11 protein-coding genes and 1 riboswitch are annotated in these 14,593 nt (G+C 70.1%); of the genes, 9 read left to right on the top strand and 2 right to left on the bottom strand.

From position 1 onward, the window contains the following. Positions 1-45 precede the first annotated feature (45 nt). The 9 genes from IO20_RS0105020 to IO20_RS0104980 all read left to right on the top strand — a co-directional run bounded on the left by IO20_RS0105020 (position 46) and on the right by IO20_RS0104980 (position 10,644). Positions 46-1,341 carry a cytochrome P450 family protein gene (locus IO20_RS0105020; protein ID WP_030546426.1) on the top strand — a complete coding sequence of 432 codons (1,296 nt, stop codon included), beginning with the start codon at positions 46-48 and terminating at the stop codon, positions 1,339-1,341. Between the two features lie 94 nt (positions 1,342-1,435). Next, positions 1,436-2,524: a LysM peptidoglycan-binding domain-containing protein gene (locus IO20_RS0105015; RefSeq protein ID WP_030546424.1), complete on the top strand. Its 1,089-nt coding sequence runs from the start codon at positions 1,436-1,438 to the stop codon at positions 2,522-2,524. Between the two features lie 258 nt (positions 2,525-2,782). Then, positions 2,783-2,956: riboswitch (cyclic di-AMP (ydaO/yuaA leader) on the top strand. A gap of 3 nt (positions 2,957-2,959) precedes the next feature. Next, positions 2,960-3,673 (top strand): LysM peptidoglycan-binding domain-containing protein, encoded by a 714-nt coding sequence (locus IO20_RS0105010; protein WP_030546422.1) that lies wholly within the window; start codon positions 2,960-2,962, stop codon positions 3,671-3,673. Positions 3,674-4,042: 369 nt separating this feature from the next. Continuing rightward, positions 4,043-5,329, top strand: coding sequence for a phosphopyruvate hydratase (eno, locus tag IO20_RS0105005; protein WP_030546420.1), 1,287 nt, complete (start codon positions 4,043-4,045; stop codon positions 5,327-5,329). A 109-nt stretch (positions 5,330-5,438) separates the two neighbouring features. After that, a complete protein-coding gene (locus IO20_RS0105000) occupies positions 5,439-5,909 on the top strand; it encodes an FtsB family cell division protein (protein ID WP_030546418.1) in 471 nt (156 codons plus the stop codon). A gap of 30 nt (positions 5,910-5,939) precedes the next feature. Further along, complete coding sequence (locus tag IO20_RS0104995) at positions 5,940-6,491, top strand: DUF501 domain-containing protein (protein ID WP_030210731.1); 552 nt, start codon at positions 5,940-5,942, stop codon at positions 6,489-6,491. Next, positions 6,488-7,402: a Ppx/GppA phosphatase family protein gene (locus IO20_RS0104990; protein WP_030546416.1), complete on the top strand. Its 915-nt coding sequence runs from the start codon at positions 6,488-6,490 to the stop codon at positions 7,400-7,402. Before IO20_RS0104995 ends, IO20_RS0104990 begins: the two co-directional genes overlap by 4 nt. A gap of 380 nt (positions 7,403-7,782) precedes the next feature. Next, complete coding sequence (locus tag IO20_RS0104985) at positions 7,783-9,162, top strand: NAD(P)/FAD-dependent oxidoreductase (protein ID WP_030546414.1); 1,380 nt, start codon at positions 7,783-7,785, stop codon at positions 9,160-9,162. A 174-nt stretch (positions 9,163-9,336) separates the two neighbouring features. Next, positions 9,337-10,644, top strand: coding sequence for an SAM-dependent methyltransferase (locus IO20_RS0104980; RefSeq protein WP_030546412.1), 1,308 nt, complete (start codon positions 9,337-9,339; stop codon positions 10,642-10,644). 61 nt (positions 10,645-10,705) lie between these two features. On the opposite strand, the gene IO20_RS0104975 is transcribed toward IO20_RS0104980, so the two are convergent. Together IO20_RS0104975 and IO20_RS0104970 are read right to left on the bottom strand one after the other, a co-directional pair. After that, a complete protein-coding gene (locus IO20_RS0104975) occupies positions 10,706-13,237 on the bottom strand; it encodes an ABC transporter permease (RefSeq protein WP_030546410.1) in 2,532 nt (843 codons plus the stop codon). An 83-nt stretch (positions 13,238-13,320) separates the two neighbouring features. Next, complete coding sequence (locus IO20_RS0104970; protein WP_030546408.1) at positions 13,321-14,091, bottom strand: ABC transporter ATP-binding protein; 771 nt, start codon at positions 14,089-14,091, stop codon at positions 13,321-13,323. Positions 14,092-14,593: the final 502 nt, after the last annotated feature.

Genomic DNA, 14,593 nt, shown 5'->3' with positions numbered 1-14,593 from the left:
ATCTCCACACACCTCACCTTCCGGACCGCCCTGTACCGTCGGGGGGTGAGCACCACCCCCGCCCCCCGCCCCTCCTCCGAGCCCGCTCCCTCCCTCTTCACCTGGGAGTTCGCGAGCGACCCGTACCCCGCCTACGCCTGGCTGCGCGAGCACGCGCCCGTGCACCGGACGACACTGCCGAGCGGCGTGGAGGCCTGGCTCGTGACCCGGTACGCGGACGCCCGGCAGGCCCTCGCGGACCAACGGCTCTCGAAGAACCCGGCGCACCACGCGGAGTCCCCGCACGCGAAGGGGAAGACGGGCATTCCGGGCGAGCGCAAGGCCGAGCTGATGACCCATCTGCTCAACATCGACCCGCCCGACCACACCCGGCTGCGGCGCCTGGTGTCGAAGGCGTTCACCCCGCGCCGGGTCGCCGAGTTCACCCCACGGGTGCAGGAGCTGACCGACCGGCTCATCGACTCCTTCGTCGAGAAGGGGAGCGCCGACCTCATCCACGAGTTCGCCTTCCCGCTGCCCATCTACGCCATCTGCGACCTGCTCGGCGTGCCCGAGGAGGACCAGGACGACTTCCGGGACTGGGCCGGGATGATGATCCGGCACGGCGGCGGACCCCGGGGCGGTGTCGCGCGGTCGGTGAAGAAGATGCGCGGCTATCTCGCCGAGCTGATCCACAGGAAGCGGCTCGATCCGGGCGACGACCTGATCTCCGGGCTCATCAAGGCGTCCGACCACGGCGAGCACCTCACCGAGAACGAGGCCGCCGCGATGGCCTTCATCCTCCTGTTCGCCGGGTTCGAGACCACCGTGAACCTCATCGGCAACGGCGTGTACCAGCTGCTGCGCCACCCCGAGCAGCGCGAACGGCTCCAGGCCTCGATCGCGGCGGGGGAGACCGGCCTCCTGGAGACGGGCGTGGAGGAACTGCTGCGGTACGACGGGCCCGTGGAGATGGCCACCTGGCGGTACGCGACGGAGTCGCTGACCATCGGGGGGCAGGAGATCCCGGCGGGCGACCCGGTGCTCGTGGTGCTCGCCGCCGCCGACCGGGATCCCGAGCGGTTCGACGGGCCGGACACGCTCGACCTCGCCCGGCGCGACAACCAGCACCTCGGGTACGGACACGGCATCCACTACTGCCTCGGCGCACCGCTCGCCCGGCTCGAGGGACAGACCGCGCTCGCCACCCTGCTGACCCGCCTGCCGGACCTGCGGCTCGCTGCCGAGCCGGGTGAACTGCGGTGGCGCGGAGGGCTCATCATGCGCGGATTGCGGACGCTTCCGGTGGAGTTCTCCCCTTCCGTACGAGTCCAGAAGCCTGACAGCGTGTCAGAAATGTGATCTTCGCGTGATCGTGAGGCCATCGACTTGTGACGAGCGTTCGAATACCGCTACGTTCGCCGCTGTCTCAGCCGTCACGCGAAAGGCCCCTCCTATGCGTTCCGGGAACGGACGACACCGTCGCCCCCGTCAGGCCCCCGCCCTCGTCGTCGCCGCGGGCGTGACCGGATCCGCCATGGCGCTGCCGCTGCTCGCCACCGGGTCCGCCTCCGCCGCCGACGCGGCCACCTGGGACCGGGTCGCCGAGTGCGAGTCCGGCGGCCAGTGGAGCGCCAACTTCGGCAACGGCATGTACGGCGGGCTCCAGTTCACCCAGGACAGCTGGGAGCGACACGGCGGCCTCGTCTACGCGCCCAGCCCCGACCTGGCCAGCCGCGCCCAGCAGATCGCGGTGGCCGAGAAGGCGCTCGCCCAGGGCAGTACCGAGTGGGCCACCTGCGCGCCGATCGCCGGCCTGACGAACGACGGTCGGTCCACCGGCGTGGACCCCGGCCCGACCGCCGTCCCGAAGGTGCCCACGGGGCCGGTCGCCGAGTCGAACCGGACCTCGGGACTGCCGGCGGGCTCCACCGGCTCCGTCGCCGCCGGGGACGCCGCGAAGAAGGGCGCGGAGACTGTCGCGCCTTCCGCCCCCGTCACGCCTTCCGCGCCCGTCACGCCGACCGCGCCCGGCTCCACCGCGCCGGTCGCGCCGACCACGCCGGTGAGCCCGTCCGCGCCGGTCGACCCGAGCGCGCCGACCACTCCCGTCGCGCCCGATTCATCCGTTAAGCCCGGTACGCCGGTTACGCCCGGCGCGCCGACGGATGACGTGTCGTCGGCCACGCCGGGAACCGGGAAGCACCGGGGTGACGCGGCGCCGGAGGAAGGCGCCAAGTCGGACACTTCGGCTGAAACGGGTCGGCGCGCCTCATCTGGTAGCGAGCTGACCGAAAAGCCCGTCACCGCGACCCCGGTTGACGACGCGAAGGATTCGGGCTCAACGGACACTCGGGGCACTTCGGACGCGTACACCGTCCGGCCCGGCGACAGCCTGTCCGACATCGCGCGCCAGAACGAACTCGCCGGAGGCTGGACCGCCCTCTACGACGCCAACCGCCAGACGGTGGGCCTCGATCCGGACCTCATCCTCCCTGGTCAGAGCCTCGACCTGACGGACGGTTCGGCCACCGAGGCCGAGTGATTCGGGGGCGTATGTCCGGTTCTGGGCAAGTGAGACATGGGTCTCTTCGTCCCAACTGGCGTGTCCTGCCCGTGACCTCCGCCCCCGTCACCTCTCACCTGCGTAAACGCCCCCCATCGGAGGGCAAGTAGGGGCGATATTTCCGCAATACGCCTCTTTGAACTTCCGGTGGGTCTGTGTCTACGGTCTTAACCGCTCGCCACCGCGGGCCCCGTCGACCGAAACGCCGAATCCTGCCGTCGGCCGATGGGAACAGTCGTCGCGCAAGCGCCGAAGGCAGGAGTGGGGGACCCAAGGTAAGTGCCGGTCCCGGCCGTTGAGAAAGACGGCCGATGATCGGCTTGGGGTGAAGCCGCGTGCTAGGACACGCGGCCGGGCAACTTTCCGGCCCGAACCCGACAGCTCACCTCACAGGCGTCGGTGAGGAGAATTTCCATGCTGTTTTCCGGTAAGGGCAAACACCGCCGTCCCTCCAAGGCCACCCAGGTCGCCACGCTCGTCGGCGTCACCGGTGTCGCCGTCGCCGCCCCGCTGATGACCGCGGGCACCGCCTCGGCCGCCACGGCCTCCGAGTGGGACCGCGTCGCCCAGTGCGAGTCCGGCGGCAACTGGTCCATCAACACCGGCAACGGCTACTACGGCGGCCTGCAGTTCTCCGCCTCCACCTGGGCCGCGTACGGCGGCACCGCCTACGCCTCGACCGCCAACCAGGCGTCGAAGTCCCAGCAGATCACCATCGCCGAGAAGGTCCTCGCGGGCCAGGGCAAGGGTGCCTGGCCGAGCTGTGGCGTGGGCCTCTCCAACGCCCCCTACGGCGGCGGCGCCGCCGAGCAGAGCCCCGCCCCGGTGCGGCCGGCCGAGCGCCCCACCCGCAGCGAGCAGCGCCAGGCAGCCAAGAAGGCCGCGCCGCAGCAGACCGCCAAGAAGGCCGCGCCGCAGCAGACCGCCAAGAAGACCGTCACCACCCCGACCGGCAAGAAGGTCAAGAAGGGTGACGGCGAGTACAAGGTCACGGCCGGCGACACCCTCAGCACCATCGCCCAGAAGCAGGGCGTCGACGGTGGCTGGGCCGAGCTCTACGACCTGAACAAGGACGTCGTCGAGAGCGCCGACCTGATCTACCCGGGCCAGCAGCTCCACCTGAGCTGAACCCGGCGGCTCGCGTGAGTCCGGCGGCTCACGCGACCTCCACGACCCTCCCGCGGTGACCACCCCGGTCCGGCGCGCCTCTCCCCCCGTGCGCGCCGGACCGGGGTTCCGCCGTTCACGGCCCGTCCGTTGCGCGGCCCTTCTCTGTCCGGGTCGGTCCGTTTGGGCGCCCGGCCGTGCCCGCCGACGGTTACCGTCCAGTAGATCTGGGGTCCTTCGTCCCGACATGCATGCCCTTGGGTCCTTTTTCGTCCCAGGGGGCGGGCGCCCGGCTGGCCGGAGCCCCCGAGCCGGTTAGGCTCTTGTCGCAAGGCCGAGCGACCCTGCACCGGCCATGCGTCACATCCAGCGTCACATCCCAAAAAGGAGATGCTCGTGCCGTCCATCGACGTCGTCGTAGCCCGGGAAATCCTGGACTCCCGAGGCAACCCCACGGTCGAGGTCGAGGTCGGCCTCGACGACGGCAGCACCGGCCGTGCTGCTGTTCCGTCCGGCGCCTCCACCGGTGCGTTCGAGGCCATCGAGCTTCGCGACGGTGACCCCAACCGCTACATGGGCAAGGGTGTCGAGAAGGCCGTCCTCGCCGTCATCGAGCAGATCGGCCCGGAGCTCGTCGGCTACGACGCCACCGAGCAGCGCCTGATCGACCAGGCCATGTTCGACCTGGACGCCACCGAGAACAAGGGCTCCCTCGGCGCCAACGCCATCCTCGGCGTCTCGCTCGCCGTGGCCCACGCCGCCTCCGAGGCCTCCGACCTCCCCCTCTTCCGCTACCTCGGCGGACCGAACGCGCACCTGCTGCCCGTTCCGATGATGAACATCCTCAACGGTGGGTCGCACGCCGACTCCAACGTGGACATCCAGGAGTTCATGATCGCCCCGATCGGCGCGGAGTCCTTCTCCGAGGCCCTTCGCTGGGGTGCGGAGATCTACCACACCCTCAAGGCCGTCCTGAAGCGCAAGGGCCTCTCCACCGGCCTCGGCGACGAGGGCGGCTTCGCCCCGAACCTGGAGTCGAACCGCGCCGCCCTGGACCTCATCATCGAGGCCATCAAGGAGGCCGGTTACGCCCCGGGCACCGATGTCGCGCTCGCGCTCGACGTCGCCGCGTCCGAGTTCTACAAGGACGGCTCGTACGAGTTCGAGGGCAAGTCCCGCTCGGCCGCCGAGATGACCGAGTACTACGAGGAGCTCGTCTCCGCGTACCCGATGGTCTCCATCGAGGACCCGCTGTACGAGGACGACTGGGCCGGCTGGAAGGTCCTCACCGACAAGCTGGGCGCCAAGGTCCAGATCGTCGGCGACGACCTCTTCGTCACCAACCCGGAGCGCCTCGCCCGCGGCATCGAGGAGGGCACCGCGAACGCCCTCCTGGTCAAGGTCAACCAGATCGGCTCGCTGACCGAGACCCTCGACGCCGTCGAGATGGCCCAGCGCAACGGCTTCAAGTGCATGATGTCCCACCGCTCCGGCGAGACCGAGGACGTCACCATCGCCGACCTCGCGGTCGCCGTGAACTGCGGCCAGATCAAGACCGGCGCCCCGGCCCGCTCGGACCGCGTCGCCAAGTACAACCAGCTGCTGCGCATCGAGGAGATCCTCGACGACGCCGCGGTCTACGCCGGCCGCAGCGCCTTCCCGCGGTTCAAGGCCTGAGGCACCGCTGAGAGCTGACACCTCTCCGTAGTGCAGCTTCCGGACGTCCCCGTACTCGGTCCCGTACCGTGTGCGGGGACGTACGCGTGAACAGGGGAGGCGACACGACATGGCCGCGAAGGACCGGGACCGGTTCTCGACCGCGACCCGGATCAGGCTGCTCGGCGAGCAGACCGCCGCCCGTGTCTACCGCTCCCAGACCCGCCGCCAGGCCCGCCGCTCGCGGCTCACCGGCCGCGCGGCCTTCCTCGCCCTGGTCGTCTGCTCCCTCGTCGTGGCGCTCGCCTATCCCATGCGGAGCTACGTCTCCCAGCAGGGCGAGATCGCCGAGCAGGAGCGCAGGGCCGCCGAGGCCGCCCGGCGGGTCGAGGAACTGAAGGACGAGAAGGCCCGTCTCCAGGACCCGGCCTACGTCCGCCGCCTCGCCCGCGAGCACCTGCACTACGTGATGCCCGGCGAGACCGGCTTCACCGTGAACGACCCCGACGCGGAGCAGCGGCCCCGCGGCGAGCAGGGCGCGGCGGACCGCCCCTGGTACGACAACCTCTGGGACGGCGTCGACCACGCCGACCGCCCGTAAGCCCGTAACGAACTGACGAGCAAGGCAGACATGGAAACGCCCCCTCCGCAGACCGAACGCACCGAGCCCACCGAGGCGGACATCGCGGCCTTCGAGCAGCAGCTCGGCCGGCCGCCCCGCGGCCTGCGCGCCATCGCGCACCGCTGCCCGTGCGGCAACCCGGACGTCGTCGAGACCGCGCCGCGGCTCCCCGACGGCACCCCGTTCCCGACCACGTACTACCTGACCTGCCCCCGGGCGGCCTCGGCCATCGGCACCCTCGAGGCCAACGGGGTCATGAAGGAGATGCAGGGCCGGCTCGCCACCGACCCGGAGCTCGCCGCCGCCTACCGGGCCGCGCACGAGGACTACATCGCCCGCCGTGACGCCATCGAGGTCCTGGAGGGCTTCCCGAGTGCCGGCGGCATGCCGGACCGGGTCAAGTGCCTGCACGTCCTCGTCGGCCACTCGCTCGCGGCCGGTCCCGGCGTGAACCCGTTCGGCGACGAGGCCCTCGCGATGCTGCCGGAGTGGTGGGCGAAGGGCCCGTGCGTCACGCCGTGCGTGGACAAGGACAAGGACAAGGAAGAGGAGGCGAAGTGACCAGGGTCGCCGGAATCGACTGCGGTACGAACTCCATCCGCCTCCTCGTCGCCGACGTCCACCCCGAGACGGGCGAGCTCGTCGAGCTGGACCGGCGGATGACGATCGTCCGGCTCGGCCAGGGCGTCGACAAGACGGGCCGGCTCGCTCCCGAGGCCCTGGAGCGCACGTTCGCGGCCTGCCGCGAGTACGCGGCGGTCATCAAGGAGCTGGGCGCCGAGCGGCTCCGCTTCGTCGCCACCTCCGCCTCCCGCGACGCCGAGAACCGCGAGGACTTCGTGAACGGGGTCGTGGAGATCCTGGGCGTCGAGCCCGAGGTCATCACCGGCGACCAGGAGGCCGCGTTCTCCTTCACCGGCGCCACCGGCGAGCTGCACGGCACGGAGACCTACCTCGTCGTGGACATCGGCGGCGGCTCCACCGAGTTCGTCACCGGCAACAAGCACGTCGAGGCGGCCCGCTCCGTCGACATCGGCTGCGTCCGGCTGACCGAGCGGCACGTCCGGCACGACCCGCCGACCGCCGAGGAGGCCGAGGCGATCCGCGCGGACGTGCGGGCCGCGCTCGACCTGGCCGCGGAGACCGTGCCGCTCACCACCGCCGGGACCCTCGTCGGCCTCGCCGGCTCCGTCACCACGGTCGCCGCCATCGCCCTCGGGCTTCCCGCGTACGACTCCGAGAAGATCCACCACGCCCGGATCTCCGCCGCCCAGGTCGCCGAAGTCACCGACCGGCTGCTCGCCTCGACGCACGCCGAGCGGGCCGCGATCCCGGTCATACACCCGGGCCGGGTGGACGTGATCATCGCCGGGGCGCTCGTCCTGCGGGAGATCGTGGAGCGGGTCGGAGCCTCCGAGGTCGTCGTCAGTGAGCACGACATCCTCGATGGGATCGCCCTATCCGTGGCATAGCGGGCGTCTATCGGGCCTCCCGACGACACCCCGTCGGAAAACTTCGTGAAGTTCTTCACAAGGAAAAGCGCCCTGATGGCACTTGAAGGGGGCTTGAAGGGGGTCTTCAGCCCCTCCGAGGGGTGCCGCGGGGCCCTTTCGCAGGCGCGGGGGCCGATTCGCTCGATGTTTCCATCGTGTGAACGGGCCCCGCGGTTCAGCGTTACCGAGGGCTCTCCTGGCCAGTTCACAAGGGGTGAACAACGTTCGCCCTTGCATCCCGGTTCCTTTGCAGCACCATGACATGGATCACGTGGGCGGCGGAGTGTAGCAGAGGTGTCCGAAGACCTTGTGAAGGGGCGCACGAGCACCCCCCTCTGGAGGGGTGGATACTCGATCTCATGAGCACCACGGAGCGTCCCAGGATCCTCGTAGTAGGCGGCGGGTACGTAGGCCTGTACGCAGCTCGGCGCATCCTCAAGAAGATGCGCTACGCGGAGGCGACCGTCACGGTCGTCGACCCGCGGTCGTACATGACCTACCAGCCCTTCCTCCCCGAAGCCGCCGCCGGCAGCATCTCGCCGCGCCACGTCGTCGTCCCGCTGCGACGCGTCGTGCGCGGAGCCGAGGTGCTCACCGGCCGGGTCACCACCATCGACCAGGACCGCAAGGTCGCCACGATCTCGCCGCTCGTCGGCGAGGCCTACGAGCTGCCTTTCGACTACCTCGTCATCGCGATGGGCGCCGTCTCCCGTACCTTCCCGATCCCCGGCCTCGCCGAGCAGGGCATCGGCATGAAGGGCATCGAGGAGGCCATCGGCCTGCGCAACCACGTCCTGGAGCAGCTGGACAAGGCTGACTCCACCACGGACGAGGAGGTCCGCCGCAAGGCGCTGACCTTCGTCTTCGTGGGCGGCGGCTTCGCCGGCGCGGAGACCATCGGCGAGGTCGAGGACCTGGCCCGTGACGCCGCGAAGTACTACCAGAACGTGTCGCGCGAGGACATGCGCTTCGTCCTGGTCGACGCGGCCGACAAGATCCTCCCCGAGGTGGGCCCCAAGCTCGGCCAGTACGGCAAGGAGCACCTCGAGGGCCGTGGCATCGAGATCTACCTCGAGACGTCCATGGACTCCTGCGTCGACGGCCACGTCGTGCTGAAGAACGGCCTCGAGGTCGACTCCAACACGATCGTCTGGACCGCCGGCGTGAAGCCGAACCCGGCGCTCTCCCGCTTCGGTCTGCCGCTCGGCCCCCGCGGCCACGTGGACTGCAACGAGAAGCTCCAGATCAACGGTCTCGACTACGCGTGGGCCGCCGGCGACAACGCCCAGGTCCCGGACATGGTCGGCCGCAAGGCCGGCAACCCGAACGCCTGGTGCCCGCCGAACGCCCAGCACGCCCTGCGCCAGGCCAAGGTCCTCGGCGACAACGTGGTGGCCGGTATGCGCGGCTTCCCGCAGAAGGAGTACAGCCACGCCAACAAGGGCGCGGTGGCCGGACTCGGTCTGCACAAGGGCGTCGCGATGATCGTCATGGGCAAGGTGAAGATCAAGCTCAAGGGCCGTCTCGCCTGGTACATGCACCGTGGCTACCACGGCATGGCGATGCCGACCTGGAACCGCAAGATCCGTGTCTTCGCCGACTGGACGCTCGCGATGTTCCTCAAGCGTGAGGTCGTCTCCCTGGGTGCCATGGAGACGCCGCGCGAGGAGTTCTACGAGGCGGCCAAGCCCGCTCCGGCGCCGGCCGCCCCGGTGCAGGAGAAGGCCAAGGCCTCCTAAGTACCACCCGCAGTACACGCAAGGCCGTAAAAGGGCCGTCCGCCATCCGTGGTGCGGACGGCCCTTCGCGTGTTTTGCCGACTGATTGCGCTGCGGCGGGAGTGGAAATACCTACGGACGGTGTTCCCATGGTGACGAGCATGTCTGGGGCACGACATCACGGAGGTGTGCACCATGGCCGACGCCGCGTCGCGGCTGACGACTCTCGCCGAGGAACTGCTCGGCGGACCGCTCCCGGTCCGGCTGCGGGCCTGGGACGGCAGCGAGGCCGGACCAGTGGGCGGGCCCGTCCTGATCGTCCGCGACCGCCGCGCCCTGCGGAGGATGATCTGGAAGCCCGGCGAACTGGGCCTGGCCCGCGCCTGGGTGGCCGGGGAGCTCGACGTCGAGGGCGACCTCTACCAGCTCCTGGACAGCCTGTCGGGCCTTCTGTGGGAGCGTACGGAGGACACCAGGGGCCTGCTGGAATCCGTACGCGATCCGGGGCTGCGGGCCGCCGCCCGCTCCCTGCTGCGGCTCGCCGGGCCGCTGCCGCCGCCGGCGCCGCCGGCCGAGGAGATCCGGGGTCGGAGCGGCAGCCGGCACAGCAAGCGCCGGGACAAGCAGGCGATCAGTCACCACTACGACGTGGGCAACGACTTCTACCGGCTCGTCCTCGGCCCCTCGATGGTCTACAGCTGCGCCTACTGGTCCTCGCACGGCTCCGACGCGACCCTGGAGGACGCCCAGCGGGACAAGCTGGACCTCGTCGCCCGCAAGCTGAACCTCAAGGAGGGCGACCGGCTCCTCGACGTGGGCTGCGGCTGGGGCTCCATGGCCGTCCACGCCGCCCGCGAGTACGGCGCCAGGGTCGTCGGCGTCACCCTCTCCCGCGAGCAGGCCGCCTACGCCCGCAAGCGGATCGCCGAGGAGGGCCTGACCGACCTGATCGAGATCCGGGTCCAGGACTACCGGGACGTCGACGACGGCCCGTACGACGCGATCTCCTCGATCGGCATGGCCGAGCACGTGGGGGCCGTGAAGTACCGGGAGTACGCCGACACGCTGTACGGGCTCCTCAGGCCCGGCGGACGGCTCCTCAACCACCAGATCTCCCGCCGCCCCGAACCCGACGAGGAGGCGTACGAGATCGATCCCTTCATCGACTCCTACGTCTTCCCCGACGGTGAACTCGCCCCCATGGGACGCACCCTGAGCACCCTGGAGGACGCCGGGTTCGAGGTGAGGGACGTGGAGGCGATCCGCGAGCACTACGCGCTCACCCTGCGCCGCTGGGTCGCCAACCTGGAGGCGGACTGGGAGCGGGCGGTCCGGCTGACCTCGCCGGGCCGGGCGAGGATCTGGCGCCTCTACATGGCCGCGTCCGCCGTCTCCTTCGAGCGCAACCGGATCGGCGTCAACCAGTTCCTCGCCGTGAAGACGCCGGTGTCGGGGAAGAGCGGGACGGCGTTGCGGCCGCGCGTATGGAACGAGCGGCCCTGAGGTACGCCCGAGGGCCGGGTTCCCGCGGGAACCCGGCCCTCGACGCGCTTCACCGAGGTCGTCACTCGGCCTTGATGGCGGCCAGCATGTTCAGCTTCGCCGCGCTGCGGGCCGGCCACAGGGAGGCGAGGACGCCGACCAGGCCGGCCAGGACCAGGAAGATCCCGATCCGGTCCCAGGGCAGGACCAGGGCGTAGCCCGGGAGGCTGTTCTTGAAGGTCTCGCCGATCGCCCAGCCGAGGAACGAGCCGAGGCCGATGCCGACGATCGCGCCGAACACCGAGATGACGACGGCCTCCAGACGGACCATCCGCTTCACCCGGCGCCGGTCGAGGCCGATCGCCCGCAGCATGCCGATCTCCTGCTGACGCTCGAAGACGGACATCGCGAGGGTGTTGACGACACCGAGGACGGCGATGAGCAGGGCCATGGCGAGCAGGCCGTAGACGATGTTCAGGAGCAGGTTGATCTGCCCGCCGAACTCGTCGCGGATGTCCTTCTTGTCCATCACCGTGATCGCCGGGTTGTCGCCCAGGGCCTTCGACAGGGCCTTCTGGTTGGCGTCGGACGGGCCGCCGTCCATGGTGACGAAGATCTGCGGGGTGTACGTCTCCTGCTCGTGGGCGTCGATCAGCTTCTGGTCGATCAGGACCGGCGAGAGGAACTCGCTGTCCTCGTAGATCGCGCCGATGGTGAGCTCGTCCTCGGCCTTGTCGAGGTACTCGACCGGGACGGTGTCGCCGACCTTCAGGCCGCGCTTCGCGGCGGTCTTCTCGGCGACGGCGATCTGCCCCTCGCCGAGCGAGGCGAGGGAGCCGTTCACGGTGGTGATCTTGAGGACCTTCTCGATGTCACCGGGGGTGACGCCGGAGGCCGAGACGTAGGAGCCCTTGATCTCCAGGGCCCCGGCCTGCTGCGGGGAGGCCGCGGTGACGCCCGGGGCCTTCGCGAGGGCGGTCAGCGCGTCCTCGCTGAGGCTGGTCTGGCTCGCCATGGTGATCATGTAGTCGGCCCTGATCTGATCGACCGTCATCTTGTCGAGGGCCTGGCCGACGGTCGCGCCGATCACCGAGAGGCCGGTGACCAGGGTGAGGCCGATGGCGAGCGCGGAGGCGGTGGCGCCGGTGCGGCGCGGGTTGCGGACCGCGTTGAGACCGGCGAGCTTGCCGGAGACCCCGAAGAGGTTCACGAAGACGGGGCGGATCACGGCGATCACCGGGCGGGACAGCATCGGGATCAGCACGATCACGCCGATGAGGGTGAGGAACGCGCCGCCGGCGATGAGCATCCGGCCCGTGTCACCGCCCTTGCCCGCGCCGAGCACGATCAGGACCGCGCCGATCGCGGTGAGGGCGGCGCCGATGGAGTTCCGTACGACGAGCGACTTGGTGCTCGCGGTGGCGTGGACGCTGCTCATGGCGGCGACCGGCGGGATCTTCGCGGCGCGGCGACCCGGCAGCCAGGCGGCGAGCATGGTGATGAGGACGCCGACGGCGAACGCCGAAAGGACCGGGGTGGCTCCGAGGACGAGGTCGCCGTCCGGGACCTTCAGGTCGAAGGCGCTCATGGCCGAGCGGAGCCCGACCGCGAGGCCGACGCCGAGGAGGTATCCGACGGCCGAGGCGACCAGGCCGACCACACCGGCCTCGGCGAGGACGGAACGGGTGATCTGCTTGCGCGAGGCGCCGACGGCGCGCATCAGCGCCAGCTCCTTCGTGCGCTGCGCGACCAGCATGGTGAAGGTGTTGGAGATCAGGAAGACGCCCACGAAGAGCGCGATGCCGGCGAAGCCGAGCAGCACCTGGTTGAGGCTGCCGAGGCCGGCCTCGATGTCCTTGGCCTGCTCTTCGGCGAGCGCCTGCCCGGTCTGGGCGGTGGCGGCCTTCGGAACGACCTTCAGGACCTCGTCGAGGAGCTTGTCCGCGTCGGCGCCGGGAGCGGCGGTGACGGCCAGGTCCTGGAAGTAGCCGGGCTTCAGGTAGAGCTTCTGCGCGACGGAGGTGTCGAAGAGGATCAGGCTGCCGCCCGCGTTGACGGCGCCGTCCTCGGTGGTGAAGACACCGGCGAGGGTGAACTCCTTCACGGGGCCGTTGGTGGCGACGCGGACGGTGTCGCCGACCTTGTAACCGCCCTTGTCGGCGCTGTCCTCGTCGAGCGCGATCTGCGTGTCCCGGACCGGCCCTGCACCCGCGACGAAGGTGTACGCGCGGTCCTTGCCGTCCTTGCCGGGCGCGAAGTTGGTGCCCTTGCTGGACCAGCCGACGCCGATCAGCTTGCCGTCCTTGTCGGGGACACCGGCGAAGCCGTCGACGCGGGGGGTGACGGCGGCGACGCCGTCGAGCTTCGCGACGCGGTCGACGTCCTTCTGGGAGAGGCCGGGGGTCTTCTGGGCCTCCTCGGCGCTCGGGTACATGCTGACGGCGACGGCGACGTCTTCGTAGCTCTTGGTGGACTGGCTGCGGAAGGCCTGGGAGAGGGTGTCGGTGAAGACGAGGGTGCCGGAGACGAAGGCCACGCCGAGCATCACGGCGAGGACGGTCATCAGCAGTCTCGCCTTGTGCGCGAGGACGTTGCGCAGGGCGGTACGGAACATGGGTGTGTCCTGGAGGAGGGTGGGGCGGGACGGAGGGTCGGGGGTCGCGCGGGGGGTGTCGTGTCGGTACACCCCCTCCGGCGTCAGCTCGTACGGCCCTTGGCGTCGAAGGCCTTCATGCGGTCGAGCACGCCGTCCGCCGTCGGGTGGAGCATCTCGTCGACGATCCGGCCGTCGGCGAGGAAGATCACGCGGTCCGCGTAGGAGGCGGCCACCGGGTCGTGGGTGACCATGACGACGGTCTGGCCCAGCTCGCGTACCGAGTTGCGCAGGAAGCCGAGGACCTCGGCGCCCGAGCGGGAGTCCAGGTTTCCGGTCGGCTCGTCACCGAAGATGATCTCCGGGCGGGAGGCGAGGGCGCGGGCCACGGCCACGCGCTGCTGCTGGCCGCCGGAGAGCTCGGTCGGGCGGTGGCTGAGCCGGGCGGAGAGGCCGAGCATGTCGATGACCTGCTGGACCCACTGCTTGTCGGCCTTGCGGCCCGCGATGTCCATGGGGAGCGTGATGTTCTCCAGGGCCGTCAGCGTCGGCAGCAGGTTGAAGGCCTGGAAGATGAAGCCGATCTTGTCCCGGCGGAGCTGGGTGAGCTGCTTGTCCTTCAGGGTGGACAGTTCCGTCTCGCCGATCCGGACGGAGCCGGAGGAGAAGGAGTCGAGGCCGGCCACGCAGTGCATGAGCGTCGACTTGCCGGAGCCCGAGGGGCCCATGATCGCGGTGAACTCGCCCTGGCGGAAGTCCACGCTGACCCGGTCGAGGGCGACCACCTGGGTCTCGCCCTGTCCGTAGATCTTCGACAGATCCGAGGCGCGGGCGGCCACCGCGGTGGCACGGGACACGGTGGGGGTGGTGGTCACGAGGGACTCCTGTCACTGCGGGGCTGTTGCGGGAACCCCTTCATCGTGTCGAGCGTTCCGGCCCGGGACGTCCGTCCACGTGCCCGTTCCCGGGGCAGTCTCGAGTCTGACCGGAGGGCCGCTCCGTCCTCCTGAGGTATGACGGGGGCCCTGAGAGCGGCTTCGCGCCGACCTGACACTCGTGCGACGACTTTTCGTCATTCCAGGGGGTGCGGCTTTGCGCCTGCGACCCCTGTCACAGTTCGACGAAAAGGCCCCCACCTGCACTGACGCACCCTCAGACGTCAATAAAATAAGACAACATCGGGCCGATGTTCCGCTGAACGAGGGACGCGCCCCGATAGGCTCATGTGCCAACGCGGAGCTTCGCGACGCCCGGATGGTGGAATGCAGACACGGCGAGCTTAATACTCCAGCTGTAGATCGTGATCTTCATGTCTGATCGGCGGCTTGCCGGTGGTAATGGCTGGTTCTGGATCGGGCCTGGTGGCGGCGCCGCCAG

Origin of the sequence: Streptomyces exfoliatus, from assembly GCF_000725545.1 — a bacterium.
In the GTDB taxonomy this organism is placed as follows: Bacteria; Actinomycetota; Actinomycetes; order Streptomycetales; family Streptomycetaceae; genus Streptomyces; species Streptomyces exfoliatus.
Note: the sequence above shows the minus strand (reverse complement) of the source record. Positions and strands in the feature narration are given on the sequence as shown.

Excerpts from the sequence above, each read along its gene's own strand:
- IO20_RS0105015 (WP_030546424.1), top strand. The coding sequence starts at position 1,436 with ATGCGTTCCGGGAACGGACGACACCGTCGCCCCCGTCAGGCCCCCGCC.
- IO20_RS0105010 (WP_030546422.1), top strand. The coding sequence starts at position 2,960 with ATGCTGTTTTCCGGTAAGGGCAAACACCGCCGTCCCTCCAAGGCCACC.
- eno (WP_030546420.1), top strand. The coding sequence starts at position 4,043 with ATGCTCGTGCCGTCCATCGACGTCGTCGTAGCCCGGGAAATCCTGGAC.
- IO20_RS0105000 (WP_030546418.1), top strand. The coding sequence starts at position 5,439 with ATGGCCGCGAAGGACCGGGACCGGTTCTCGACCGCGACCCGGATCAGG.
- IO20_RS0104995 (WP_030210731.1), top strand. The coding sequence starts at position 5,940 with ATGGAAACGCCCCCTCCGCAGACCGAACGCACCGAGCCCACCGAGGCG.
- IO20_RS0104985 (WP_030546414.1), top strand. The coding sequence starts at position 7,783 with ATGAGCACCACGGAGCGTCCCAGGATCCTCGTAGTAGGCGGCGGGTAC.
- IO20_RS0104980 (WP_030546412.1), top strand. The coding sequence starts at position 9,337 with ATGGCCGACGCCGCGTCGCGGCTGACGACTCTCGCCGAGGAACTGCTC.
- IO20_RS0104975 (WP_030546410.1), bottom strand. The coding sequence starts at position 13,237 with ATGTTCCGTACCGCCCTGCGCAACGTCCTCGCGCACAAGGCGAGACTG.